The organism is Nocardia cyriacigeorgica GUH-2, from assembly GCF_000284035.1.
In the GTDB taxonomy this organism is placed as follows: Bacteria; Actinomycetota; Actinomycetes; order Mycobacteriales; family Mycobacteriaceae; genus Nocardia; species Nocardia cyriacigeorgica_B.
The window spans coordinates 3,839,758-3,864,407 of sequence record NC_016887.1; the positions used below are offsets into that span (position 1 = coordinate 3,839,758).

The following is a 24,650-nucleotide window of genomic DNA, read 5'->3' on the forward strand; positions in this document are numbered from 1 at the left end:
GGTCAGCCTAGTCGGGGCAGGCCTTGTTCCCGGCGAGCGAGCAGATACCGCCCGTGCACCGGCTTCATCACCGGCTCGCCGGGGCCACGGCGCTGTCCGGGCATCGCGTGGTTGAGCAGGTGTCGAGCGGTGACCTGGGCGCTCGCGTACTTCACTATCGCGGTCCGAGGTCGTCTCCGGCGCGGTACCGGATAGTGCGCAGGCCACTGGGCAGGTTCAGGATGCCGACGACAGCGGTGACGTCCTCACAGCCAGCGATGGGTTCAGGTCGGGGTCGGCGGCGATACGCGCGGCGGTTTCGGCGTCCGGCGGGTAGTAGCGGCTGCGGACGATCCATTCGCGGCGCAGTTCGGGGATCACGATCTGGAGGTTGTCCCACTCGTTGTCGAGGGTGGAGCTCCAGTCCATCGGCGCTTGGTCGGGTGGGAAGGCGGGGCCGTCGTTGCGGCCGGCGTTGCGCAGCAGCTCCATCGTCACACCGAGATAGTCGTTCCACCGGGCGTAGGAGGTGGACATGGTGAGTGCCGCGGGGACATCGAGCTTGATCAAGTGCACCCCGCGCGCCCATTGGTCGAGGCCGAGCAGGCTGTTGGCGGTGTGACGCGTCGCGCGAGGACGCAGAGCACGGCCGGGCCAGCACCACACCGGTGCCGCACCATGGCAAGCAATGCCCCGGCGCTCCATCTCGGCCACCATCGCACGGTAGGCAGGCCGCCAGTTCACGATCGCGTACTGCCACTGCGCCCGGAAGATGCCGTTGTCGCGCACGGCGTCGACGACTTCCGCCGCCTGCAAGGTCCACAATCGCATCAGCGATCGACCCGCTCTATCGCAACAGTGACACCCGAATCCAACATCGCTTGCTCCCTCCCCCTCGCCCTACATCACAACGGATACACCGTACGGCCGAGAACCGCAGGCGTCACGAGGTTTTCGGTGGTCGCGCGACAGGCCGACCTTCGGCACAATCGGTCCGCGAGTCAGGACGGGACATCAATGCAAGGCGTCGGGCGTGGGATGGCCCGGCGAGCGGGAAGCCGATGATCAGCGATACGGCGCGGACGCCGGCCACGTGCGGCACCGGACGGAAGTGTGTTTCGACCACCTTCGAGCGACAACTCGCGAAGTTGTCGCTCGAAGGTGGGCGAACATGGCACTTGTCCCGGCCCGACGTCCCGCGCCCGAACCAGCGGATAACCCGCCGGTAGGATCGCGACATGTCGGCACACCTGATCCGGTTCGGAGCGGCGTTGCTGCTCACCCTCGCGGCCGCCACGGCCTGCGCGAACGACGACGACGCCGAGCCGACGGGGCCCGCGCCGACGCCGATGGGCCATACCTACATCTCCACCGAGGTCGAGGGCGCCCCGATTCCCGGCGGAGGTCCGCTGACGCTCACCTTCGCCGAAGGGCGGGTCTCCGCCTCCGCCGGCTGCAATACCCACAGCGGCGCGGTCGAACTCGACGGCAATACCGTCAAGGTATCGGGCCTGGCCAGCACGCTGATGGCCTGCCCTGGCGAGAAGATGGGCGCCGACGAATGGCTCAGCGACCTGCTCAATGCCTCGCCCAGCTGGCGGCTCGACGACGCCCGGCTCACGCTCGAGGGCAACAACACCACGGTGGTCATGATGGACAAGGAAGTCCTGCTCCCCGACCGCCCGCTGCGCGGCACGCCCTGGGTGGTCACCGCCCTGCTCACCCCCGACGCCCAGATCCACTCGCAGAAGATCGATGAACTGCGCCCGGCGTTCACCATCGCCGAGGACGGCACCCTCACCGGTTTCGCCGGCTGCAACCGCATGACCGGCTCGGCCACCATCACCGACACCGCCGAAGCCGCCGATATCGCCTTCCGGGTGGCGACCACCAAAATGATGTGCGACCCCGAGACCATGGAGGTCGAGCAGGCAGTCCTCGCCGCGCTCGACGGCACCGCTCAAGCCACCGTCGACGCCGACGTCCTCACCCTGCGCAACCCCAACGGCCATGGCCTGACGCTGCGCGCGCAGTAACAGCGAGGCCCGCCACGGGTCGCCGGCCCAGATCTCCTCGGAATGCGCCGAGCGCGTTCGCAGCGATGGCTATCGGCCTGCTCCGGGCGTTGCGTCTCGGCCGCGTGATGACTCGGCCCTGTTGCGTCTCGACTCCACGGCGTCTCGGCACCTGCGGCATCTCGGCACCCGAAACGACTGAGGCCCACCGGAATCCATGTCCGGTGGGCCTCAGTGCGTATGGACGCCGATCAGGGCAGCGGGCCGCCCGCGGCGATCGCCGACAGGGTGGCGAACTCGTCACCCTTGAGCGACGCACCGCCGACCAGAGCGCCGTCGATATCGGTCTGGGAGACCAGTTCGCCGACGTTCTTGGCATTGACCGAACCGCCGTAGAGCACCCGCACCGACGCCGCCACCTCGGGCGAGGCCAGTTCGGCGAGCTCGCCGCGGATGGCGCCGCACACCTCCTGCGCGTCGGCGGGAGTGGCGACCTTGCCGGTGCCGATGGCCCACACCGGCTCGTAGGCGATGACGATCTTCGAGATCTCCTCGGCCGTCAGGCCTTTGAGCGAACCACGCAGCTGCTCGAGGTTGTACTCGACGTGGGTCTTCGCCTCGCGGACATTAAGACCCTCACCGATGCACACGATCGGGGTGATCCCGTGCTTCAGCGCCTGCTTGGCCTTGGCGAGCACGATCGCGTCGTCCTCGTTGTGGTACTGGCGACGTTCCGAATGCCCGACCACCACGAAGCTGCACCCGAGCTTGGCCAGCATGGACGCGCTGATCTCACCGGTGTAGGCGCCTTCGTCGTGCACGGACACATCCTGGGCGCCGAAGGTGATGCGCAGCTTGTCGCCCTCGATCAGGGTCTGCACGCTGCGGATATCGGTGAACGGCGGGATGACGGTGACGTCGACCTTGTCGAAATACTTGTCCGGCAGGGCGAACGCGATCTTCTGCACCAGGGCGATGGCCTCGAGGTGGTTGAGGTTCATCTTCCAGTTGCCCGCGATGAGCGGCTTACGAGCCATTACGCGTCCTCCTCCAGCACGCTGATGCCGGGAAGTTCCTTGCCCTCGAGGTATTCCAGCGACGCACCGCCACCGGTCGAGATGTGCGAGAAACCGTCCTCGGGCAGGCCGAGCGTGCGCACCGCCGCGGCCGAGTCACCGCCACCGACGACGGTGAACGCGCCCTTACCGGTCGCGGTCACGATCGCCTCGGCGACGCCCCGGGTGCCTGCGGCGAAGTTGTCGAACTCGAACACGCCCATCGGGCCGTTCCAGAACACCGTCTTCGCCTCGGTCAGCAGCGCGGCGAACCGGTCCACCGACTCGGGGCCGATGTCCAGGCCCATCCAGCCGTCCGGGATCTCGTTGGCCGGAACGACCTTCGAGTCGGCGTCGGCGGCGAACTTGTCGGCCGCCACGATGTCGCGCGGCAGGTGGATGACGTCGGCGAACCGCTCCAGCAGCTGCTTGCAGGTGTCGATCATCTCCTCCTGCAACAGCGAGGAACCGACCGAAAGGCCCTGGGCGGCAAGGAAAGTGAAGCACATGCCGCCACCGATGACGAGGGTGTCGACCTTGGGGGCCAGTGCCTCGATCACCGCGAGCTTGTCCGAAACCTTCGACCCACCGAGCACGACCGCGTACGGGCGTTCCGGGTTCTCGGTGAGTTTGGCCAGCACATCGACCTCGGCAGCGACCAGCGTGCCCGCGTAATGCGGCAGCTGCTTGGCCACGTCGTAGACCGACGCCTGCTTGCGGTGCACCACACCGAAGCCGTCGGAGACGAACGCGCCGTCCTCACCGACCAGCTCGACCAGCGCGGCGGCCAGCTTGGCCCGCTGCGCGTCGTCCTTGCTGGTCTCGCGCGGATCGAAGCGGATGTTCTCGAGCATGAGCACGTCACCGTCGGTGAGGCCCTCCGAACGCGCGAGCGCGTCCTGGCCGACCACATCACCGGCGAGCTGCACATTGCGGCCCAGCTCCTCGGCCAGCCGCGCGGCGACCGGCGCGAGCGACAGCTTGGGGTCCGGCTCACCCTTGGGACGGCCCAGATGCGCGGTGACGACCACCTTGGCGCCCGCCTCGACCAGCGCCTTCAGGGTGGGCACCGACGCCAGGATGCGACCCGGGTCGGTGATGGTGCCGTTGTCGTCGAGGGGGACGTTGAGGTCGGAGCGCACCAGCACGCCCCGGCCTTCCACACCCTCGGCCAGCAGATCTGCGAGTGTCTTGACTGCCATGTGCGTCAGAGGGACTTGCCGACGACGTCGATGAGGTCAGCGAGGCGGTTGGAGTAGCCCCACTCGTTGTCGTACCACGACACGACCTTCACCTGGTTGTCGATGACCTTGGTCAGCGGCGCGTCGTAGATCGACGAATGCGGATCGGTGACGATGTCGCTGGACACGATCGGGTCCACGTTGTACTTCAGGATGCCCTTGAGCGGGCCCTCGGCGGCGGCCTTGAACGCGGCGTTGATCTCGTCGATCGAGGCGGGCTTGGCCAGGGTGGCGGTCAGGTCGGTGACCGAGCCGGTCGGCACCGGAACGCGCAGCGCGTAGCCGTCGAGCTTGCCCTGGAGCTCGGGCAGCACCAGGCCGATGGCCTTGGCGGCGCCGGTGCCGGTGGGCACGATGTTGAGGGCGGCGGCGCGGGCGCGACGCAGATCCTTGTGCGGGGCGTCCTGGAGGTTCTGGTCCTGGGTGTAGGCGTGGATGGTGGTCATCAGGCCCTGGACGATGCCGAATTCGTCGTTGAGGACCTTGGCCAGCGGGCCCAGGCAGTTGGTGGTGCACGAGGCGTTGGAGATGATGTTCTGGCTGCCGTCGTACTTGTCGTCGTTGACGCCCATCACGATGGTGATGTCCTCGCCGGAGGCCGGCGCGGAGATGATGACCTTCTTGGCGCCCGCGGCCAGGTGACCCTTGGCCTTGGCGGCGTCGGTGAAGATGCCGGTGGACTCGACGACGATGTCGACACCCAGATCGCCCCAGGGCAGGGCCGACGGGCCCTCCTTGATGGCGAGCGCCTTGATCCGCTGGTCGCCGACCACGATGGTGTCGCCGTCGACGGACACGTCCTGGGGCAGCCGGCCCAGGATCGAGTCGTACTTCAACAGCGTGGCCAGGGTGTTGATGTCGGTGAGGTCGTTGACCGCGACGATCTCGATGTCGGTGGTGCCGAGCGCCTTCTGCGCCTCGACCGCCCTGAAGAAGTTACGGCCGATACGACCGAAGCCGTTGATGCCTACCCGGACAGTCACGTTATCGCTCCTCAGCTTTTCAGCGGATTCATTTCCGTCTCTACCTACAGTAGTGCCCGGCCGTAACCTCGCGGTCATGCACCTCACGATTGCCGAAGGGGCGAGGTGCGGCGGCAAGCAGCCCGGTCACGGGCCGGTCGGACCGGCCCGCGCACTCAGGCTTCGTCGAGCAATTCGGCGGTGACCGCCGACTCGGTATCGGGCACGCCCAGTTCCTTGGCGCGCCGGTCGGCCATCGACAGCAGCCGCCGGATGCGCCCGGCCACAGCGTCTTTCGTCATCGGCGGATCGGCGAGCTGGCCCAGTTCCTCGAGCGAGGCCTGCCGGTGCTGCACCCGCAGCTTGCCGGCCGCGGCCAGATGATCGGGCACCTCGTCGCCGAGGATCTCCAGCGCTCGCTCCACCCGGGCCGCGGCGGCGACCGCGGCGCGGGCCGAACGACGCAGGTTGGCGTCGTCGAAGTTGGCCAGCCGGTTGGCGGTGGCCCGCACCTCCCGGCGCATGCGGCGCTCTTCCCAGGTCAGGCGGGTGTCCTGGGCGCCCATGCGAGTGAGCAGCGCGCCGATGGCCTCGCCGTCGCGCACCACCACCCGATCGGTGCCGCGCACCTCGCGGGCCTTGGCCGAGATGCCGAGCCGCCGCGCCGCACCCACCAGCGCCAGCGCCGCCTCCGGACCGGGGCAGCTGACCTCGAGGGCGGAGGAACGGCCGGGCTCGGTGAGCGAGCCGTGCGCGAGAAACGCACCACGCCAAGCGGCTTCGGCGTCACCGACACTGCCGCCGACCACCTGGGCCGGCAACCCGCGCACCGGACGGCCGCGCACGTCGAGCAGGCCGGTCTGGCGGGCCAGCGCCTCACCTTCCTTCGATACCCGCACCACATAGCGCGAGGTCTTGCGCAGGCCACCGGCGCCGAGCACGTGCACGTCGGAGCCGTAGCCGTAGAGCTCGAAGATTTCGCGCCGGAGCCGGCGGGCGATGGAACCCATATCCACCTCGGCCTCGACGATCACCCGTCCGCCGACGATGTGCAGCCCACCGGCGAAGCGCAGCAGGGCGGACAGTTCCGCCTTGCGCGAACTCACCTGGGTTACCGCGAGCCTGCTCAGCTCGTCCTTCACTTCGGCTGTCATCGCCACGAGACGCGCTCCTTTCCACCCAACCCGGACCGCACATCCTGACCCATGTGCCGTCCCTCGACTCGAAGCCCTGACATGGTCGGCCGAGGTTCCCGGATCAAACGATCCAGTGCGGCGGCAAGCTTTCCGGGATGGTGCCGGTCCGTTCCCGCGTCGGCGACATCGGAAAAGACTACCCGCGCTCGCAACTGTTCGGCCGCTCTTGCCACATGTTCGCGCTCTCTGCCCTCGGGCACGCAGCCGGAATCGACCAGCACATCGTCGACCGCGAAATCCGGTGCGTGCTGGGACAATACATGCAGATGGCGTTCGGCGGAGAATCCAGCCGTCTCCCCCGGCTCGGCGGCCAGATTCAGCACCAGCACCTTGCGCGCCCTGGTGTAGACCAGCGCGTCGCGCAGCTCGGGGACCAGCACATGCGGGATGACACTGGTGAACCAGGAGCCCGGGCCGAGGACCACCACGTCGGCGTGTTCGACCGCCGAGGTGGCTTCCGGGCTCGCGGGTGGATCGGAGGGAATCAGGCGCACCCGGCGCACCTTGCCGGGCGTCGTCGCGACCGCGACCTGGCCCCGGATGCACCGGCTCACCCGCGGGTCGGCTTCCAGACCGGACACGTCGGCCTCGATATCGAGGGCGATCGGCGACATCGGCAGCACCCGGCCGGTCACCCCGAGCAGCGCCGCGACCTGGTCCAATGCCGCCACCGGATCGCCGAGCACCTCGGTCAGCCCGGCCAGGATCAGGTTGCCGACCGAATGCCCGGCCAGCGCGCCGGTGCCGCCGAAGCGGTGCTGCACCGTGCGCGTCCACACCCCGTCGGCGTCGGCGGCCAGCGCCGCCAGCGCCATGCGCAGATCACCCGGGGGCGGTACGCCCAGCTCGGACCGTAGCCGGCCGGAGGAGCCGCCGTCGTCGGCGACGGTCACCACCGCGCTGATCCGAGTGGTCAGCCGCCGCACCGCGGTCAGCGTCGCGTACAAACCGTGCCCGCCACCGAGTGCGACGATGGCGGGATTGGCGTCCCAGCCCGTCATTCGCGCCCCAGATCCCGATGGACCACGCGCACCACGTCGACGACCCCGTCGGAGTCGGTGCGCAACGATTCACCCAGCGCCTCGGCGATCGCCACGCTGCGGTGCCTGCCGCCGGTGCACCCCACTGCCACCGTCATGTATCGCTTCCCCTCTTGGCGGTAACCATTCGTGACCAGGTCGAGCAGGTGATGGCAGGTACGCAGATAGTCGTCCGCACCCGGACGCGACAGCACGTACTCGCTGACCACCGACTCCTGTCCAGAATGTTCCCGCAGTTCCGGTATCCAGTGTGGATTGGGCAGAAAACGCACATCCAACACCATGTCGGCGTCCAGCGGAACCCCGTACTTGAAACCGAACGACTGCACCGTCAGCTGCAAGGCGGCCGAGGCGCCGCCGCCGTAGACCTCCTCGAGCTTGCGGTGCAGCTGATGAATGGACAGCTCGGTGGTGTCGATGACGGCATCGGCGGCGGCCTTGACCCCCGACAGCCGGATCCGCTCGGCCGCGATACCCGCCGACAGCGTGCCGTCGGCGCTCTCGCTCTGCAACGGATGACGGCGCCGGGCGAACCCGAACCGGCGGATCAGCACATCGTCGGAGGCTTCCAGGAACAACACCCTGGTCTTCACCCCGCGCTCGCGCAGCTGCTCGGTGACCACCGACAGATCGCCGGTGAAGAATCGGCTGCGCACGTCCATGACCAGCGCCAATCGCCGGATCGGCGGATCGGCGGTGGCGCCCAGCTCGACCATGCGCCCGATCAGTTCGGGCGGCAGATTATCGGTGACGTACCAGCCGAGATCCTCGAGCACCTTGGCCGCGGTGCCGCGACCCGCTCCGGACAAACCGGTCACCAGAACGACCTCTACCTGCGCACCGGCGGGTCCGCCGCGCGCTGCGGCGGACCCGGGGGCATGGCCGCTGCTGTTCGATTCGACGCGTGTCATGTACCACCGGATCTGTTGTCTGGGTGCCTCTCGATCATCTCGCACCCGGTTCGGTATCGGGTGCCGACACACAACGTACGCGACCGGGGCTAATCTCCGCGCAAGGCGGCCAGCACCGCCTGTGCCGTGGCGACCCCGATGCCGGGCACCTCGGTGATCTCCTCCACCGTGGCCTCCTTCAATTTGGCGACCGACCCGAAGTGCGTGACCAGCGCGGTTCGCCGGGCGGCGCCCAGTCCACGCACCGAGTCCAGCGCCGAGGCCGTCATCCGGCGTGAGCGCTTGCTGCGGTGGAAGGTGATGGCGAAGCGGTGGGCCTCGTCACGCACCCGTTGCAGCAGGTAGAGCGCCTCGCTGGTGCGCGGCATGATCACCGGGTCGGGTTCGTTGGGCACCCACACCTCTTCCAGGCGTTTGGCCAGGCCGATCACCGCGACGTCGGTGATGCCGAGTTCGTCGAGTACCTCCGCGGCGGCCGCGACCTGGGGTGCGCCACCATCGACGACGTAGAGGTTGGGCGGGTAGGAGAACTTGCGCGGTTTGCCGGTGGCCGGGTCGATCCCGGGTAGCGAGGTGGGCGCGTCGTCGTCCACGCCCGGCACGGCCTCGGCGGTGGTGTCGAGCTCGACCCGTTCGGCAGCATCGCGTTCGCGGCGCAGCCGGCCGAAGCGGCGCCGGGTGACCTCGGCGATGCTGCCGACGTCATCGGAGCGGCCCTCACCCGCAGCTTCCTTGATGCTGTAATGCCGGTACTCGGATTTGCGCGGCAGGCCGTCTTCGAACACCACCAGTGAGGCGACCACATCGGTGCCCTGCACATGGCTGATGTCGACGCATTCGATCCGCAGCGGCGCGATGTCCAGGTCGAGGGCGTCCTGAATGTCTTGCAGCGCGGCCGATCTGGAGGTGAGATCGCCGGCCCGGCGCAGTTTGTGCTGGGCCAGCGCCTCCTGCGCATTGCGCTGCACCGTCTCGGCCAGCGCCTTCTTGTCGCCGCGACGCGGCACCCGCACCTGCACCGCCGATCCGCGCAGCTGCGACAGCCACTGCTGCACCTGCTCCACATCGGCGGGCAGTTCAGGAACCAGCACCTCGCGCGGCACCACCGTGGGCTGTTCCTCGGCGCCCTGGGCGGCGACGGCGGCCTGTTCGCCGTAGAACTGGGTGAGGAACTGCTCGACCAGCGCCCCCATCTCACCGCCCGCCTCGGGCACGTCGACGGCGTCGCCGGATTTGTCGACCACCCAGCCGCGCTGACCGCGCACCCGGCCGTCGCGCACGTGGAAGATCTGCACCGCCACCTCGAGCTCGTCGGTGGCGAAGGCGATCACATCGGCGTCGGTACCGGTGCCGAGCACCACTGCCTGTTTCTCCAGCGCCCGGCGCAGCGCTTGGACGTCGTCGCGCAGGCGCGCGGCGGTCTCGAAGTCCAGCTCATCGGAGGCCTGATGCATGCGCCGCTCGAGTTCGCGGACCATGCGGTCGGTGCGCCCGGCGAGGAAGTCGCAGAAATCCTCGACGATGCGGCGATGCTCCTCGGCGCTGACCCGGCCGATGCACGGCGCCGAGCATTTGTCGATGTAGCCGAGCAGGCAGGGCCGCCCGATCTGGCTGTGCCGCTTGAACACTCCGTTCGAGCAGGTGCGCGCGGGGAACACACGCAGCAGCAGGTCGAGGGTTTCCCGGATGGCCCAGGCGTGGGCGTACGGGCCGAAGTACCGGACGCCCTTCTTGCGCGCGCCGCGGTAGACGAACAGCCGCGGGTACTCCTCGTTGAGGGTGACCGCGAGCACCGGATAGGACTTGTCGTCGCGATAGCGGACGTTGAACCGCGGATCGAATTCCTTGATCCAGTTGTATTCCAGCTGCAACGCCTCGACCTCGGTGGACACCACCGTCCACTCGACGCTCGCGGCGGTGGTGACCATCTGCCGGGTGCGCGGATGCAGCGAGGCCACGTCGGCGAAGTAGGAGTTCAACCGCGAACGCAGGCTCTTGGCCTTGCCGACGTAGATGACGCGCCCGTAGGAATCCCGGAATTTGTACACACCGGGTTCGACGGGAATCGTGCCCGGCTTCGGCCGGTACGTCGCGGGATCTGCCACCCACCCAGCCTATCGACGGCCTCCGACAAACTCCGCCGTGGGAGGCTTGCGCGTAGCCTGCGACACGGGAGGAGTTCTCCGGGCCCGGCAGCCCGGAGACGGGACTCCCGGCCTCAGAACCGATCCTTGTGTTCGGCCAGCCATTCGGCGAAGGTCCGGGCGGGCCGGCCCAACACCTTCTCGAGGGTGGGATCAGGGATGCGCGCCTCGATCGGCGGATCGGCGTACCAGCCGATGACGTACTCGGCGTCGGCGCGCGAGACACCGGTCGCGGTCAGCCGCTCGATGGCCTGATCCCTGCTCAGCCGCTCGAAGGTCAGGCCGCGGCCGATCGTCTCGGCGAGCATCGCGACCCGCTCGCTCGGCGTGAACGCCTGCGGCCCGGACAGGTTGTAGGCCTGGCCCGCGTGCCCGTCCTCGGTCAGTGCGATGGCGGCGACCTCGCCGAGATCGGCCTCGTGCACCACGGCGCTCGGGAAATCGAACGGCTCGCGCACCACGCCCTCGGTACGGATCGAATCGGCCCAGGTGAGGGTGTTGGACATGAACTCCTGCGGTTCGAGTCGGGTCCAGTTCACGCCCGATTCCGCTACGGCCGTCTCGGCCGGACCTACGTGCCCGCCCCACAGGATCGTGATGCGCTCGACGCCGGCCGCCACCGCACGGCGCACCAGTTCCGGTCCGGTCTCGGCTACCCCGGAGGTGACCGTGATGTGCAGGCCCGTCACGCCGGCGAGGACGGCATCGAGGGTGTGCGGCTCGGTGTGGCTGCCCGCCACCACCTCGGCACCGGCGGGCAGCAGCGCCGCCGCGCGCTGCGGATCGCGGGTGAGTGCCCGCACGGCGTGACCGCGGCGCAGCAACTCCGCAACCACGTGGCGGCCGGTGTTTCCTGTTGCGCCCGTTACCAATATCGACATCGTTGAGCTCCTTTCCGCGCACGACGCTATTAGCTCAACAATTGTTGAGGTCAAGCGCTGAGTTCATGCGTCGATCGAGGGGTTCGGCCGAGCTTCGCGTGGTCGTCCGGCGCGCCGGGTCGACCGTGTGTGAACCTCTGGGAATAATCGCGCCACGCATGTCGGTGGCAGCGGTTAAGGTCCGTTCATGACGCGCGCGCGACGGATTCGGACGGGAGCGGCCGTGGTTGCGGCGCTCGTGATCTCGCTGGCAGCCGGGTGTTCGGAGGAATCCGAGGACACCGCGGCCTGCACCACCACCCCCAACGGCACACCGCTCACCGCCGCCCCCACCACCGGCGGTGCACCCACGACGCAGAACCTCAGCACGAATCCCGAAATCGCGTCCGGCTATCGCAGCGATATGACGCCGGTCCGTACCGCCACCTATGCGGTATCGACCGCGAATCCGCTGGCCACCCAGGCCGCCTGCGAGGTGCTGCGCGACGGCGGTACCGCGGCCGATGCCCTGATCACCGCGCAGACGGTGCTCGGGCTGGTGGAACCGCAGGCCTCCGGTATCGGCGGCGGCGCGTTCCTGGTTTATTACGACGCGGCGAGTAAATCCGTCGAGGCCTACGACGGCCGGGAAACCGCGCCGGCCGCCGCCACCGAGAACTATCTGCGCTGGATCAGCGACACCGACCGCACCGAACCGAAACCGGACGCGCGCGCCAGCGGCCGGTCCATCGGGGTGCCCGGGGTGTTGCGCATGCTCGAACTCACCCATCGCGAACACGGCAAGACGCCGTGGGCGGATCTGTTCGATCCGGCGGTCGCGCTGGCAGACCGCGGGTTCGAGATCAGCCCGCGCCTGGCCGGCCAGATCGCCGAGTCCGCACCGAATCTCGCGGTCGACGAGGCCGCCAAGGCGTATTTCCTCAACCCCGACGGTTCGCCCAAACCGGCCGGCGAGGTGCTCACCAATCCGGCGATGTCGAAGACGTTGAACGCCATCGCCACCGAGGGCGCGGACGCCTTCTACATCGGCGCCATCGCCGACGATGTGGTGGAGGCCGCCACCTCCGGCTCCGGCGGCCGCACCCCGAGCCTGATCACCGCCGAGGATCTGGCCAACTACCAGCCGAAGAAGCGCACCGCGCTGTGCACCGACTATCGCGAGCACGAGATCTGCGGGATGCCCGCGCCGTCGTCGGGCGGCATCACCGTCGCCGCCACCCTCGGCATCCTCGCCAACTTCGATCTGGCCGCGATCGGCCCGGACAATGTCGACCGCAATGGCGGTAAGCCCAAGGCCGAAGCGGTGCATCTGATCTCCGAGGCGGAGCGGCTGGCCTACGCCGACCGCAACAAGTACGTCGCCGATACCGATTTCGTGCCGCTGCCGGGTAATTCACCCGAGACGCTGGTCAATCCCGAATACCTGAAGAGCCGCGCCGCACTGATCGATCCGGGCCGCAGCATGGGCACCGCACAGCCCGGCGACTTCGGGCCGGTGCCGGTCGGTGTCGGGCCGCAGCCGCCCGAACACGGCACCAGCCAGATCTCCATCGTCGACTCCTACGGCAACGCCGCCGCCATGACCACCACCGTGGAATCGGCGTTCGGCTCGTTCCACATGGTCGACGGGTTCATCCTCAACAACCAGCTCACCGACTTCTCCGCCGAACCGCTCGGCGAGGACGGCCTGCCGGTCGCCAACCGGGTCGAGCCCGGTAAGCGCCCGCGGAGTTCGATGAGCCCGACCCTGGTCTTCGCCGACGCCCCCGACGGTTCCCGCGGCGAACTCACCCACGTCGCCGGATCGCCCGGTGGTTCGGTGATCATCCAGTTCGTGGTGAAAACGCTGATCGGCATGCTGGATTGGGGCCTCGACCCGCAGCAGGCGATTTCGGCGGTGTCGTTCGGCGCGGCCAATACGCCGGTCACCGGGGTCGGTGGTGAGCATCCCGCGATCGATGCCTCCGACGACGGTGCGCACGATCCGCTGGTGGTGCGTCTGCGCGAACTCGGCCATCAGGTGTCGGTGGCGCCGCAGACGAGCGGGCTGAGCGTGGTCCGCCGCGACGGCGACGGCTGGATCGGCGGCGCCGACCCGCGCCGGGAAGGTGAAGTGCTCGGCGATACCCGCTGACCGGAACGGGATGCCGCGCCGATCGCCGCCGAGTGTCACACCTCGGCGATCGGCGTAATGGCAGGGTCCGGCTACGGGCGCTCGTCAGTCGGCCGAACCGCTGTACTTCGCACCCAATTCGCGAAGCCGCTCGAGGGCGTCGGCGGCGTATTCCTTGTCGTTGGAGCGGATGGCCAGCATCGGCACGTAATCGTCGTCGACCAGTTCCAGCCGCGCCCAGGACTTGCGGTCCGGGAACGACACCCCGCGTATGTACTTCCACGGGAATTCGTTGTCGCCGAGCACATTGCGCACCACCACGCCCTTGGGGCCGACCCGCACCCGCGGCCGGGTCAGCAGTAGCACCGCGCACGCGCCGAGCACACCGATCCCCGCCATGGCGAACTGATCGAGCACCCGGAAATGCACGCCGGTCGAACCCACCCGCAGGAACACCCCGGCAGCGGTGAACGCGATCACCAACAGCACCGCCACGATGACCGCGGTGCGGCGGGCCCGGCGCGGACGCACCTCGAGATCCCACACCGGCTGCTGGGTGGCAGACCCGGCCGGAGCCGGGCCCGCGTTCCTGCGCCAGATCCGAACGACGGGCATCGGCTAGTTCGACCCGCGCAGCGAGCGCAGGGTCAGCGCGGCATCCAGGGCGGCGGCGCAGGCCTGCTCACCCTTGTCCTCCGCGGAGCCGGGCAGCCCGGCCCGGTCCAGCGCCTGCTTCTCGTTGTTGGTGGTGAGCACACCATTGGCGACCGGCGTGCTCTCGTCGAGCGACACACGGGTCAGGCCCGCGGTCACCGCGTCGCAGACGTACTCGAAATGCGGTGTGTCGCCACGGATCACCACGCCGAGCGCGACCACGGCGTCATGGGTGCGCGCCAGTTCCTGGGCCACCACCGGCAGCTCCATGGCGCCGGCGCAACGCACCACCGTCACCTCACGCACACCGGCTTCCTTGGCCACGCGTTCGGCGTTGGCGACCAGGGTGTCGCAGATCTGGGTGTGCCAGCGCGAGGCGACAATGCCGAGCTTCAGCTCCTTGGCATCCTCGAGCGCGAAAGTGGGTACGCCGGTACCGCTCATCGGTTCTCGCCTTTCCGTCCGCCCGGATTCACTGCGCGGTCTCTCCCAGATCCAGATCGTCCAGCCCGATCAGGTCGTGCCCCATGCGGTCGCGCTTGGTGCGCAGGTACCGCAGGTTCTCGGCATTGGCGCGCACCGGCATCGGCACCCGCTCGGTGATCCGCAGTCCGTAGCCGTCGAGCCCGACGCGCTTGGCCGGGTTGTTGGTCAGCAGCCGCATCGACCGGATGCCGAGATCGACCAGGATCTGGGCGCCGGTGCCGTAGTCGCGGGCGTCGGCGGGCAGGCCCAGCTCGATATTCGCGTCGACGGTGTCGTGGCCGGAATCCTGCAGCTGATAGGCCTGCAACTTGTGCATCAACCCGATGCCGCGACCTTCGTGACCGCGCATGTAGAGCACGACGCCACGGCCCTCGGCGGCCACCATCTCCAAGGCGGCGTCCAGCTGCGGGCCGCAATCGCAGCGCAGCGAACCGAACACGTCGCCGGTCAGGCATTCCGAATGCACCCGCACCAGCACGTCGTCGCCGTCGAGGATGTCACCGCGGACCAGCGCCACATGCTCGACCTCGTCGTAGATGCTCTGGTAACCGACGGCGGTGAACTCACCGTGCACCGTGGGGATACGCGCCTCGGCGACCCGGACCACATGCTTTTCGTGCTTGCGCCGCCAGGCGATCATGTCGGCGATGGAGATCAGCGCCAGTTCGTGCTCGTCGGCGAAAACGCGCAGCTCCTCGGTGCGGGCCATATGCCCGTCTTCCTTCTGGCTGACGATCTCGCAGATCACACCGGCCGGCCGCAGCCCGGCCATCCGCGCCAGATCGACCGCGGCCTCGGTGTGGCCGGGCCGGCGCAGCACGCCACCGTCCTTGGCGCGCAGCGGGACCACATGCCCGGGCCGGGTGAAATCGTCGGCCTTGGCGTCGGCGTCGGCGAGCAGGCGGATGGTGGTGGCCCGGTCGGCGCCGGAGATGCCGGTGGACACGCCTTCCTTGGCGTCGACCGACACCGTGTAGGCGGTGCCGTGCTTGTCCTGGTTCAGCGCGTACATCGGTGGCAGGCCGAGACGGTCGCAGTCCTCACCGGTGAGGGGCACACAGATATAGCCCGACGTGTAGCGGATCATGAACGCCATCAGCTCCGGGGTGGCCTTCTCGGCCGCGAAGATGAGGTCGCCCTCGTTCTCCCGGTCCTCGTCGTCGACGACGACAACCGCCTTACCGGCGGCGATATCGGCGACTGCGCGCTCGATGCTGTCGAACCTGGTCACGTCTGTTGTGCTCCATCTCGAATAAGGTGCCACCCCACACTACTGGGTCGGAAGTGTCGCTCCGGAGGCAGTGGTCCGCCTGGTGGACGGTGTGCTCAGCCGCGTTGCTGGAGGCGTTCGACGTACTTGGCGATGACGTCCACCTCCAGGTTCACCGTGGTGCCCGGCGCGGCGGTGCCCAGGTTGGTCAGCGACAGCGTGGTCGGGATGAGCGAGACCTCGAACCAGTCGCGGTTGCCGTCGGCGGCGGGGGTGTCGTCGGTGCCGAGTCCGGAGACGGTGAGCGAGATGCCGTCGACGGTGATCGAGCCCTTCTCCACCACATACTTGGCGATGGCGTCGGGCAGCGAGATCCGCACCACCTCCCAGTTCTCCGAGGGGGTGCGGGTGAGCACGGTGCCGGTGCCGTCGACGTGGCCCTGGACCAGATGGCCGCCGAGGCGGCTGTTGAGGGCGGCGGCCCGCTCCAGGTTCACCTTGTCGCCCGTGGTGAGGCCGCCGATGCTGGACCGGTTCAGCGTCTCGGCCATCACGTCCACGGTGAACGCATCGCCGTCGACCACCTCGACCACGGTCAGGCACACACCGTTGACGGCGATGGAGTCGCCGTGACCGGCATCGGAGGTCACCAGCTTGCCCCGGATCGTCAACCGCGCGGCGTCGGCCAGCTGCTCGGTGGCGACGATCTCGCCCAGCTCCTCGACGATGCCTGTGAACATGCCTGACTCCCTGTCGCGTGTGGTCTGCTGCGTTGCGGAACGGTCGGCACCCGGACCGCTATTCCCGATGGCCGTGCCGCGCTCGTGATCGAAGCCTAGTGAGCGGTAGCGGACGCGGTGAGCGCGGCCGGACCGGTGAGACGCCCGCCCCGCGCCTTTCGCTCGACTCGCCGATCGAAGCCACGCCGGACGACGGACCCGTGACACGCCGCCGAATCCGACCGTCGGGCCGTGTCGCCGGCGGTTTGACGGACACCGGTTATTTTCGGTGGGCAAATTCGCCATCGGTATTCAGAAAAATACCGTTCGTTCGGTCCGTAGCTTTTGTTGCACCGCGTTTTCCGAAACGCACAGAAGAATGTCATCGAGCGCCCGTACAGTCGGTGCCCGGCCGAGACTTCGGCGAAACATGAATTTCCGCAATCGCTTGCACCGAGACCAGAATTGACGCAAAATCGTTATGTAGCCGACTCCCACCGTTCAACAGCACCACTGTTTCCGTACGGCAGAGTGACCACGGACGGCAGAGTCCTACACGGCAGTTCGATCTCGGCACGCCACACGTGACACCTCACCATCGACCAGCGCATCCGGTCGCCGGACAACTGGACGGCAACAACTGATAAGTCGTTGCCTGCCAGTCGATTCCGACCGTCGGCAGTGTGCGCCCGGACGACGACGCCACGAGGCCGATCGCGCGGCGGCGCCACCGCAGAAAACACCGCAAGTCCACCACTCGAGAAAGCCGAAAGAACACCGTGGACAGAATCGAGATCGACGCGGACACCGAACCCGTCGATCAGCACACATCCACCAGCGAAAACCACACCACCGGGGGTGCGGCGTGACCACGCTCGTCGATTTCACACTGGAAAACCGCTGCGTCAGCTATCGGCGCGAATACCAGTTCCCAGCCGTCATCGACCCCACCTCCCGACGCATACTCCTCAAAATGGGCGCCCGCTACGGCGCCATCACCATGCCCGCCGAACTCGGCGAACAAGTACAGCAGCGGCTGCGCTTGGCCGGCATCGCCGGACCCGTCGTCGCCCACCCGCGGGCCCGGCGCTGGACCTTCCTCACCGGACCCACCCGCCCCGACAGCCTCAGTGCCGCCGAATCGGCCGAACTGTTCCGGCTCTACGCCACCGTCGCCAGCGCGGGCAGCCACATCGTGCTGCCCTCACCCGACGACGAACGCACCGGCTACCGCAGCTGGGTACAGGCCCCCGAAAGCGGCACCGACCGGCCGCCGCAAAGCGCCGTCATCGACGCCACCCGGGCCGTCGGCACCCACCCGATCCGCCGCTCCTAGCGGCTCACCGGCTCAGCGCGCCCACACCGTGGCGGCCTGCCTGCGCAGCGTCTCCACGGTGGCGCCGGGATCAGCGGTGTTGTAGACCGCCGAACCCGCGACGAAGCAATCGATACCGGCCTCGGCGGCCTGCTCGATGGTGTCGGCATTGATACCGCCGTCGATCTCCACCACCAGCCGCAACTCACCCGAATCCACCAGCCGCCGCACCGTGCGCGCCTTGTCCAGCACATGCGGAATGAACGACTGGCCGCCGAAACCGGGCTCCACACTCATCACCAGCAGCGTGTCGAAATCACGCAGGATCTCCAGATACGGCTCGATCGGCGTATTCGGCTTCACCGACAAACCGGCCTTCGCGCCCGCCGCGCGGATATCGCGCGCCACCGCCACCGGATCATCGGTGGCCTCGGCGTGGAAGGTCACGTTGTAGGCGCCCGCCTCGGCATACGGCGGCGCCCAGCGGCCCGGATCCTCGATCATCAGATGGCAGTCCAGCGGGATATCGGTGGCCTTCAACAGGCTCTCCACCACCGGCAAGCCCAACGTCAGGTTCGGCACGAAATGCGCATCCATCACATCCACGTGCAGCCAGTCGGCAGTGGACACCGCATTGGCCTCGTCGGCGAGATGAGCGAAATCGGCGGACAGGATCGACGGGGCGATCATCGGGGACTCAGGGCGGGAGAACGTCGGCGTGGACACAAGGCGGGAGTTTAACCGCCGGGTGCGGGACGGGTCACAGCCGTAGTTGGGTTGCCGGGGCCAGGAGTGGGTAGCCTCATGGCGTGATCAACATTTCGGCGGAACAGGGGCTCTACAGCACCCCGGTGGAGATTCGGGTCGCGGCATCGGTCAGTCAGTTGCCGATCGTGCGCGGGCTCGCCGAAACACTGGTCCTGCTCAGTGATTTCACCCTGGATGAAGTGGCCGACATCCGTCTGGCCGTCGACGAAGTGTGCTCGACGCTCATCGCCGTCGCCGCACCCGACAGCAGCCTGCACTGCCGGTTCACCGTCGGCGACCTCGAACTGCAAGTCCGCGTGTCCGGCGTCGCCGCCGAAGAAGGCCTGCCCGACCAGCGCAGCTTCGGCTGGCATGTGCTGCGCACCCTCACCGACTCGGTGCACGCCGCCCAGGACCCCTTCGATCCGGCCCTCTCCGGATACCCCACGACGGTCGAATTCCGCCGGGTCCGGGGGAAAGCGTAGTGGCCGACGAGGACGCCATGCTCGACCCCGCGGACAACGACGGCGCTCCCGAGACGACCGACCAGCCCGAACCCAGCGACCAGACACCCGGCGACGCCGAACAGCCGGCCGACGCCGACGACGCCACCATCGAGACGGCGAGCCAGGTCTCCGGCTACGACGACGTCGCGGTGCTGTTCACCCGGCTGGCCGCCACCGAGACCGGCACCGAGGCCTACACCACGCTGCGCGACGAGCTGATCAACCGGTGCATTCCGCTGGCCGACCACATCGCCCGCAAGTTCAGCGGACGCGGTGAACCGTTCGACGACCTCACCCAGGTCGCGCGGGTCGGGCTGGTCCATGCCGTGGACCGGTTCGACGTCGAGCGCGGCTCGAACTTCCTGTCCTTCGCCGTGCCCACCATCATGGGCGAGGTCCGCCGCTACTTCCGCGACAACACCTGGGCGATGCGGGTGCCGCGGCGGGTCAAGGAGACCCATCTGCGCATCGGCGCCGCGGTCGACACGCTCTCGCAGACCCTCGGCCGCTCCCCCACGGCCAAGGAGATCGCCGCCGAACTCGACGTCGACCCCGATGAGGTCACCCAGGCCGTCATCGCGGGCAACGCCTATCAGCCCACCTCCATCGACGCCGCCTCGGCCGGTCGCGACACCGACGCCTCGCTGCTGGACACCCTCGGCGAGGAGGAATCGCAGTTCGACCGAGTAGAGGAGTACGTCGCCATCCGGCCGCTGCTGGACGGCCTGCCCGAACGCGAACGCCGCATCCTCACCATGCGGTTCTTCGAATCGATGACCCAGACTCAGATCGCGCAGCAGATGGGGATCTCGCAGATGCACGTCTCGCGCATCCTCGCGAAAACCCTTGCCCGCCTGCGGGAGCAGTCCTCGCGGGAGTAGTCAGCCGGTGCGTTCGCGCTCTTTGCGCATCTTCGCCGGCGCCGACAGCCACCACGCGGCATCCAGCAGTTCGCGCAGCTGATCGATCTCGACCCGATCGAGATCGATCAGGATGTAGGGGTAGCCGTCGTAATGCGGGGTCGTGTAGTACGCCGGATCGCCCGAGGCCAGCAACGCCTGCTTCTCCTCCGGATCACACAGCAGCACCAGCCCACCCTCGGCCTCCACCCGCAACCGCGCGAACCCCTTCTTCCCCACCTTCAACGCCGGCGTCCGCCACCAGGTCGACTCCTCGACCCCCGGCAATTGCGTCGCCAACGCCACCACACCCGCCCAATCGATCGCCATACGTTCAGTGTGCGCGCAGGGTTGTCCTGCGGCTTGGACGAATGTCGCATGGGGCGTCGCTGCCGATCCACGCGGCCGGAGCTCGCAGCCGACAGCTCGGCGGCCGGCCGGTCAGGTCGAGGGCAGCGGCCTCCTCGATGGCGGCCGAAGCACAAGGCATCAGGGCACACCATCGGGCACGAGCGGAAGCTCACCTGGCGACGCCATCCGGGGCCGGGCTCCGGAGATCCGAACGAGTATCGTGTCGGCGCCGTGACGGTGCGGCCACAGCTGCGCACAAGGCCGGGGTCGACTGGCCCGGGGGGATCCCTGGCACCGCCACGCACCCAGACCTGAGCGCAGACTCCTCCTACAGCGGTTTCCGGAGCGCCGCCACGAACATCGCGTCAGTGCCGTGGCGATGTGGCCAGAGCTGTGCGCCTGGGCCGGGGCCGAGATCCGGGACGCCGGGGACGAGTTCGCGGGTGTCGAGCTGGATGGCGCCGGTGCGGCGGGCGGCGTCGGCGACCACTGCCACCGTTTCAGGTAGGTGCGGTGAGCAGGTGGAGTAGACCACCACACCACCGGGGCGCAGCAGATCCCAGGCGGCGGCGAGCAATTCGCGTTGCAGGACAACCAGTTCGGCGACATCGGCCGGGGTGCGGCGCCAGCGGGCTTCGGGGCGGCGGCGTAGCGCGCCGAGGCCGGTGCAGGGGGCGTCGACCAGGATGCGGTCGTAGCCGGGCGTCAGGCCGCTGTCGCGACCGTCGGCGACGTGCACGGTGACCGGCATGCCCGCGGTGGCGGTGCGGACCAGTTCGGCGCGGTGCTCGGCCGGCTCCACAGCGTCCACCTGGAAGCCGTCGATGGCGGCCAGGGAGCCGAGCAGGGCCGCCTTGCCGCCGGGGCCGGCGCACAGATCGAGCCAGCGACCGTTGTCGGGGCCGTCGAGCGGGGCGCGGGTAAGCGCGAGGGCGACCAGCTGGCTGCCTTCGTCCTGGACCGCGGCCATACCCTCGCGCACCGGCTCGAGCTTGCCCGGATCACCGCCTTCGAGATACACCGCGTACGGCGACCAGCGACCCTCCTCACCACCGGTGACCAGGGCCAGTTCTTCGGCGGTGATATCGCCGGGCCGGGCCACCAGATGCACCGAGGGGCGCGCGTCATCCGCGGCCAGGGCGTCGCCCAGTTCGGCCGCGTCGGCGCCGAGCGCGTCGGCGAAGGCCTGCGCGATCCACGCTGGGTGCGCGTATTCGAAGGCCAGGTGGCCGACCGGGTCTCGTGGGGCGAGCAGCTCGACCCATTCGGCGGCGTCGCGCTCCCCCGCCCGCCGCAACACCGCGTTGACGAAACCGGCTTTGCCCGCACCGAATTCGGCCCGCGCCAACGCCACCGAGGTATCGACGGCGGCATGCGCGCCGATCCGGGTGCGCAGCAACTGATAGACGCCCAGCCGCAGGATGTCCAGCAGCGGACCGTCGATCTCCTCGACCGCCCGCCCGGCGCATTCGGCGATCACCGCATCCAGCACACCCTGCGCCCGGCAGGCGCCGTAACCGAGCTCGGTCGCCAGCGCCGCATCCCGCCCCTCGATCCGCCGCTCCCGCAGCAACCCCGGCAGCACCAGGTTCGCGTACGCATCACGTTCCCGCACCGCCCGCAACGTCTCCAGCGCAACCTCCCGCGCCGGATCAATCGACTTGTACCGCCGACCCCCGCGATCGCGGCCAGCCGCACCCGCCGCCCGGCGGTCGCCCGCCTGCGCACCACCGCGACCCGAGCCGCTCTCACCTCGACGATCCCCGGAGAGCTCACCGCCCGGCGACGCGCCGCGCCGGCCCGCACCTCGGCGATCACCGGTTTCCGACGCAGCCTGTCCGCGACCCGAACGACCCGTACGTGGGCCACCGCCGAACCGATCACTCGGCTCCGACGCTCCCCGCCCACGACTCGAACCGCCTCGACGATCGCCGGTGCGCTCACCGCGCTCCGACGCGCCGCGCTCCCGGCCAGAGCCGCCCGCACTTCGGCCGCCACCGAACCGGTCACCCGATTCCGGCGCTCCCAGCCCGCGGTCCGGGCCGCTTGCCGAACGACGGTCGCCGAACTCACCGAGTCCCGATGCGCGGGATCCGCGACCCGACCCACGGCGGTCACCGGAGTGCTCAGCGCCTTCCGAGGCGCGGTGGTAACGACCGGAATCTCCCGAGCGACGCCGGTCGTCGAACCTATCGCGGCCCTCCGGGGCCCGCTGGCTCCGGCCCGAGCCGCCTGACACTCGGCCGTCGCCGGAGCGCTCCCCACTGCGGCCGAACGAGTCCCGGTTCTCACCTGCACGGCGCGCTTGGCCGCCGGGCCGCTCGATGCCGGAGCCTCGAGCCGAACCGGATGTCGCGGATCGCTGGCCACGGCCGCCGCGCCCGCCCACGGACTCGTCACGGCCTCCGCGACCACCCGCAGTCTCGTCACGGCCCCGGCGACCACCCGCAGACTCATCGCGACCTCCGCGACCACCCGCAGACCCATCACGATCTCGGCGACCGCCCGCGGATTCGTCGCGGCCTCGGCGACCGCCCAAGGACTCGTCACGGCCTCCGCGACCGCCAACCGACTCATCGCGGCGTTCGTCGCTCGGGCGCCCGCGTTCTCGATCGTTGTCGCTCATTCGACCACCGCGCCCGGCTCGAGGCGGGCGCCGCGGGCCCAGTCGAGGGCGGACATCATGCGTTTGCCTTGGGGCTGAACCTGATTCAGGCGGACGGCGGTCGTTGCGGTGCCGACGTAGACCCCGCTCTTGCGGACCTCGATATGCCGTTCGGGCAGCACGTCTTCGGCCATTTCCACCGGGCCCAGCTTGAGCCGGTTGCCCGCGACGACGGTCCACGCGCCGGGGGCCGGCGTGACGGCGCGGATGCGGCGGTTGATGGCGAGGGCGGGCTGATCCCAGCGGACCCGGGCCGCTTCGACCGACAGTTTCGGCGCGTACGACACGCCGTCGGTGGGCTGCGGAACCGCTTGCAGGGTCCCGTCTTCCACGCCGTCGAGGGTCTTCTCCAGCAGGGCAGCGCCGCTGTCGGCGAGCCGCTCCAGCAACTGTCCCGCGGTGTCGGTGACCGTGATCCGTTCGGTCACCACACCGAAGACAGGACCGGTGTCGAGCCCGGCCTCGATCTGGAAGGTCGACGCGCCGGTGATCTCATCGCCGGCATCGATGGCCGCCTGCACCGGCGCCGCACCGCGCCAGGCGGGCAGCAGCGAGAAATGCAGGTTGATCCAGCCGTAGGGCGGAATGTCGAGCACCTGCTGTGGTAGCAGCGCACCGTAGGCCACCACCGGGCAGCAGTCCGGCGCCAATTCGGTGAGCTGGGCGACGAATTCGGGGTCGGCGGGACGCGCGGGCGTGAGCACCGGGATGCCGTGCTCATCGGCCAGCTTGCCGACGGGTGAACGGGTGACCTTGCGGCCGCGACCGGCGACGGCGTCGGGCCGGGTGATCACCGCGACGACCTCGTGGCGCGCGGAGTCGATGAACCGCCGCAGCGACGGCACCGCGGGTTCGGGCGTACCCGCGAACACGATCCGCATCAGCGGCTCCGCTCGGCGACCGAGCGGCTGGGACGCACGGTGATGCCCGCGGCGAACCAATCCGATTCCCGGATCGAGCGCATCGCGTCCTTGCGGTCGGCGGGCTCGAGCCGGTCGATGAACAGCACACCGTCGAGGTGATCGGTCTCATGCTGCACGCAGCGGGCCAGCAGCCCCTCGGCCTCGAACTCGACCGGCGCGCCGGTCATATCCACGCCGGTGGCCCGCACCCGCAGCGCCCGGCGGGTGTCGTAGCGCAGGCCGGGGATGGACAGGCAGCCCTCCGGGCCGATCTGTTCCTCGTCGCCGAGCACGGTCCAGCTCGGGTTGACCAGGTGGCCGGCCGCGTCGCCGGTGTCGTAGACGAATACCCGCAGCCCCACCCCGATCTGCGGGGCGGCCATCCCGACCCCGCCGTCGTCGTGCATGGTCTCGGTGAGGTCGGTGACCAGCTGCCGCAGCTCACGATCGAATTCGGTGACCTCCGCCGCGCGGGCTCGCAGGATGGGGTCGCCGAACAGGCGAACGGGCTGAATGGTCACGGCGGCTCCCGGGAGTACGGCGGAATGTCGGTCGTCCCATTCTAGAGAGCACGCCGGGCGGGCCGGAGATCCCGGATACCGGCACCGTTTGCTGGTACAAATCCGGTGCGGTCCGGGCGGGGTGTCGAGCCCTCCGTC

Annotated in this window: 25 protein-coding genes; 6 read left to right on the plus strand and 19 right to left on the minus strand. The window is 69.0% G+C overall.

The window, feature by feature from the left end; translation table 11 throughout:
* Window positions 1-2: 2 nt before the first annotated feature.
* Window positions 3-155, minus strand: a complete 153-nt coding sequence (locus NOCYR_RS29760; RefSeq protein WP_156090825.1) for a hypothetical protein — start codon at window positions 153-155, stop codon at window positions 3-5.
* Window positions 156-216: 61 nt separating this feature from the next.
* Window positions 217-810 carry a DUF3841 domain-containing protein gene (locus NOCYR_RS17300; RefSeq protein WP_014351693.1) on the minus strand — a complete coding sequence of 198 codons (594 nt, stop codon included), beginning with the start codon at window positions 808-810 and terminating at the stop codon, window positions 217-219.
* Between the two features lie 407 nt (window positions 811-1,217).
* Between NOCYR_RS17300 and NOCYR_RS17305 the strand changes: the two genes are divergently transcribed.
* Complete coding sequence (locus tag NOCYR_RS17305; RefSeq protein WP_014351694.1) at window positions 1,218-2,015, plus strand: META domain-containing protein; 798 nt, start codon at window positions 1,218-1,220, stop codon at window positions 2,013-2,015.
* A 230-nt stretch (window positions 2,016-2,245) separates the two neighbouring features.
* Here NOCYR_RS17305 and tpiA read toward each other — a convergent pair whose 3' ends face one another.
* From tpiA to NOCYR_RS17345, 8 genes are all read right to left on the minus strand, one after another.
* Complete coding sequence (tpiA, locus tag NOCYR_RS17310) at window positions 2,246-3,031, minus strand: triose-phosphate isomerase (RefSeq protein WP_014351695.1); 786 nt, start codon at window positions 3,029-3,031, stop codon at window positions 2,246-2,248.
* Window positions 3,031-4,251, minus strand: a complete 1,221-nt coding sequence (locus NOCYR_RS17315) for a phosphoglycerate kinase (RefSeq protein ID WP_014351696.1) — start codon at window positions 4,249-4,251, stop codon at window positions 3,031-3,033. The genes tpiA and NOCYR_RS17315 overlap by 1 nt, the downstream gene beginning before the upstream one ends.
* 5 nt (window positions 4,252-4,256) lie before the next feature.
* Window positions 4,257-5,273, minus strand: a complete 1,017-nt coding sequence (gap, locus tag NOCYR_RS17320) for a type I glyceraldehyde-3-phosphate dehydrogenase (protein ID WP_014351697.1) — start codon at window positions 5,271-5,273, stop codon at window positions 4,257-4,259.
* A gap of 155 nt (window positions 5,274-5,428) precedes the next feature.
* Window positions 5,429-6,412 carry a DNA-binding protein WhiA gene (gene whiA / locus NOCYR_RS17325; protein WP_048833473.1) on the minus strand — a complete coding sequence of 328 codons (984 nt, stop codon included), beginning with the start codon at window positions 6,410-6,412 and terminating at the stop codon, window positions 5,429-5,431.
* The gene (locus NOCYR_RS17330; protein ID WP_014351699.1) at window positions 6,403-7,449 is read right to left on the minus strand and encodes a gluconeogenesis factor YvcK family protein; all 1,047 of its coding nucleotides are present in this window, start codon (window positions 7,447-7,449) and stop codon (window positions 6,403-6,405) included. The genes whiA and NOCYR_RS17330 overlap by 10 nt, the downstream gene beginning before the upstream one ends.
* Window positions 7,446-8,399, minus strand: coding sequence for an RNase adapter RapZ (gene rapZ / locus NOCYR_RS17335; protein WP_014351700.1), 954 nt, complete (start codon window positions 8,397-8,399; stop codon window positions 7,446-7,448). Before rapZ ends, NOCYR_RS17330 begins: the two co-directional genes overlap by 4 nt.
* An 89-nt stretch (window positions 8,400-8,488) precedes the next feature.
* Window positions 8,489-10,504: an excinuclease ABC subunit UvrC gene (uvrC, locus tag NOCYR_RS17340; RefSeq protein ID WP_014351701.1), complete on the minus strand. Its 2,016-nt coding sequence runs from the start codon at window positions 10,502-10,504 to the stop codon at window positions 8,489-8,491.
* A 113-nt stretch (window positions 10,505-10,617) separates the two neighbouring features.
* Entirely contained in the window at window positions 10,618-11,424 is an 807-nt protein-coding gene (locus NOCYR_RS17345) for an NmrA family NAD(P)-binding protein (protein ID WP_048833474.1), read from the minus strand.
* Window positions 11,425-11,611: 187 nt separating this feature from the next.
* Here NOCYR_RS17345 and NOCYR_RS17350 point away from each other — a divergent pair, with 187 nt between their 5' ends.
* Window positions 11,612-13,558 carry a gamma-glutamyltransferase family protein gene (locus NOCYR_RS17350; protein ID WP_048833475.1) on the plus strand — a complete coding sequence of 649 codons (1,947 nt, stop codon included), beginning with the start codon at window positions 11,612-11,614 and terminating at the stop codon, window positions 13,556-13,558.
* A gap of 84 nt (window positions 13,559-13,642) precedes the next feature.
* On the opposite strand, the gene NOCYR_RS17355 is transcribed toward NOCYR_RS17350, so the two are convergent.
* The 4 genes from NOCYR_RS17355 to NOCYR_RS17370 form a co-directional block, all read right to left on the minus strand.
* Entirely contained in the window at window positions 13,643-14,152 is a 510-nt protein-coding gene (locus NOCYR_RS17355) for a PH domain-containing protein (RefSeq protein WP_048833476.1), read from the minus strand.
* 3 nt (window positions 14,153-14,155) lie between these two features.
* A complete protein-coding gene (gene ribH, locus NOCYR_RS17360; protein WP_014351705.1) occupies window positions 14,156-14,635 on the minus strand; it encodes a 6,7-dimethyl-8-ribityllumazine synthase in 480 nt (159 codons plus the stop codon).
* A 28-nt stretch (window positions 14,636-14,663) separates the two neighbouring features.
* A complete protein-coding gene (locus NOCYR_RS17365; protein ID WP_014351706.1) occupies window positions 14,664-15,908 on the minus strand; it encodes a bifunctional 3,4-dihydroxy-2-butanone-4-phosphate synthase/GTP cyclohydrolase II in 1,245 nt (414 codons plus the stop codon).
* 95 nt (window positions 15,909-16,003) lie between these two features.
* Window positions 16,004-16,627, minus strand: coding sequence for a riboflavin synthase (locus tag NOCYR_RS17370; protein ID WP_014351707.1), 624 nt, complete (start codon window positions 16,625-16,627; stop codon window positions 16,004-16,006).
* Window positions 16,628-17,289: 662 nt separating this feature from the next.
* Between NOCYR_RS17370 and NOCYR_RS17375 the strand changes: the two genes are divergently transcribed.
* Both NOCYR_RS17375 and NOCYR_RS17380 read left to right on the plus strand, forming a co-directional pair.
* Entirely contained in the window at window positions 17,290-17,475 is a 186-nt protein-coding gene (locus NOCYR_RS17375; RefSeq protein WP_048833477.1) for a hypothetical protein, read from the plus strand.
* A complete protein-coding gene (locus NOCYR_RS17380) occupies window positions 17,472-17,942 on the plus strand; it encodes a hypothetical protein (protein WP_014351708.1) in 471 nt (156 codons plus the stop codon). Before NOCYR_RS17375 ends, NOCYR_RS17380 begins: the two co-directional genes overlap by 4 nt.
* A gap of 12 nt (window positions 17,943-17,954) precedes the next feature.
* Here NOCYR_RS17380 and rpe read toward each other — a convergent pair whose 3' ends face one another.
* The gene (gene rpe, locus NOCYR_RS17385; protein ID WP_014351709.1) at window positions 17,955-18,611 is read right to left on the minus strand and encodes a ribulose-phosphate 3-epimerase; all 657 of its coding nucleotides are present in this window, start codon (window positions 18,609-18,611) and stop codon (window positions 17,955-17,957) included.
* Window positions 18,612-18,730: 119 nt separating this feature from the next.
* On the opposite strand from rpe, the gene NOCYR_RS17390 reads away from it, so the two are divergent.
* Window positions 18,731-19,153 (plus strand): ATP-binding protein, encoded by a 423-nt coding sequence (locus NOCYR_RS17390; RefSeq protein ID WP_014351710.1) that lies wholly within the window; start codon window positions 18,731-18,733, stop codon window positions 19,151-19,153.
* Window positions 19,153-20,055, plus strand: a complete 903-nt coding sequence (locus NOCYR_RS17395) for an RNA polymerase sigma factor SigF (protein WP_014351711.1) — start codon at window positions 19,153-19,155, stop codon at window positions 20,053-20,055. The genes NOCYR_RS17390 and NOCYR_RS17395 overlap by 1 nt, the downstream gene beginning before the upstream one ends.
* Here the strand turns inward: NOCYR_RS17395 and NOCYR_RS17400 are convergent, their stop codons facing one another.
* The 4 genes from NOCYR_RS17400 to def form a co-directional block, all read right to left on the minus strand.
* A complete protein-coding gene (locus tag NOCYR_RS17400) occupies window positions 20,056-20,403 on the minus strand; it encodes an MmcQ/YjbR family DNA-binding protein (protein WP_014351712.1) in 348 nt (115 codons plus the stop codon).
* A 349-nt stretch (window positions 20,404-20,752) separates the two neighbouring features.
* Entirely contained in the window at window positions 20,753-22,081 is a 1,329-nt protein-coding gene (locus tag NOCYR_RS17405) for an RsmB/NOP family class I SAM-dependent RNA methyltransferase (protein WP_048834243.1), read from the minus strand.
* Between the two features lie 965 nt (window positions 22,082-23,046).
* The gene (fmt, locus tag NOCYR_RS17415) at window positions 23,047-23,970 is read right to left on the minus strand and encodes a methionyl-tRNA formyltransferase (RefSeq protein ID WP_014351714.1); all 924 of its coding nucleotides are present in this window, start codon (window positions 23,968-23,970) and stop codon (window positions 23,047-23,049) included.
* Window positions 23,970-24,512: a peptide deformylase gene (def, locus tag NOCYR_RS17420; RefSeq protein WP_014351715.1), complete on the minus strand. Its 543-nt coding sequence runs from the start codon at window positions 24,510-24,512 to the stop codon at window positions 23,970-23,972. The genes fmt and def overlap by 1 nt, the downstream gene beginning before the upstream one ends.
* Between the last annotated feature and the right edge of the window lie 138 nt (window positions 24,513-24,650).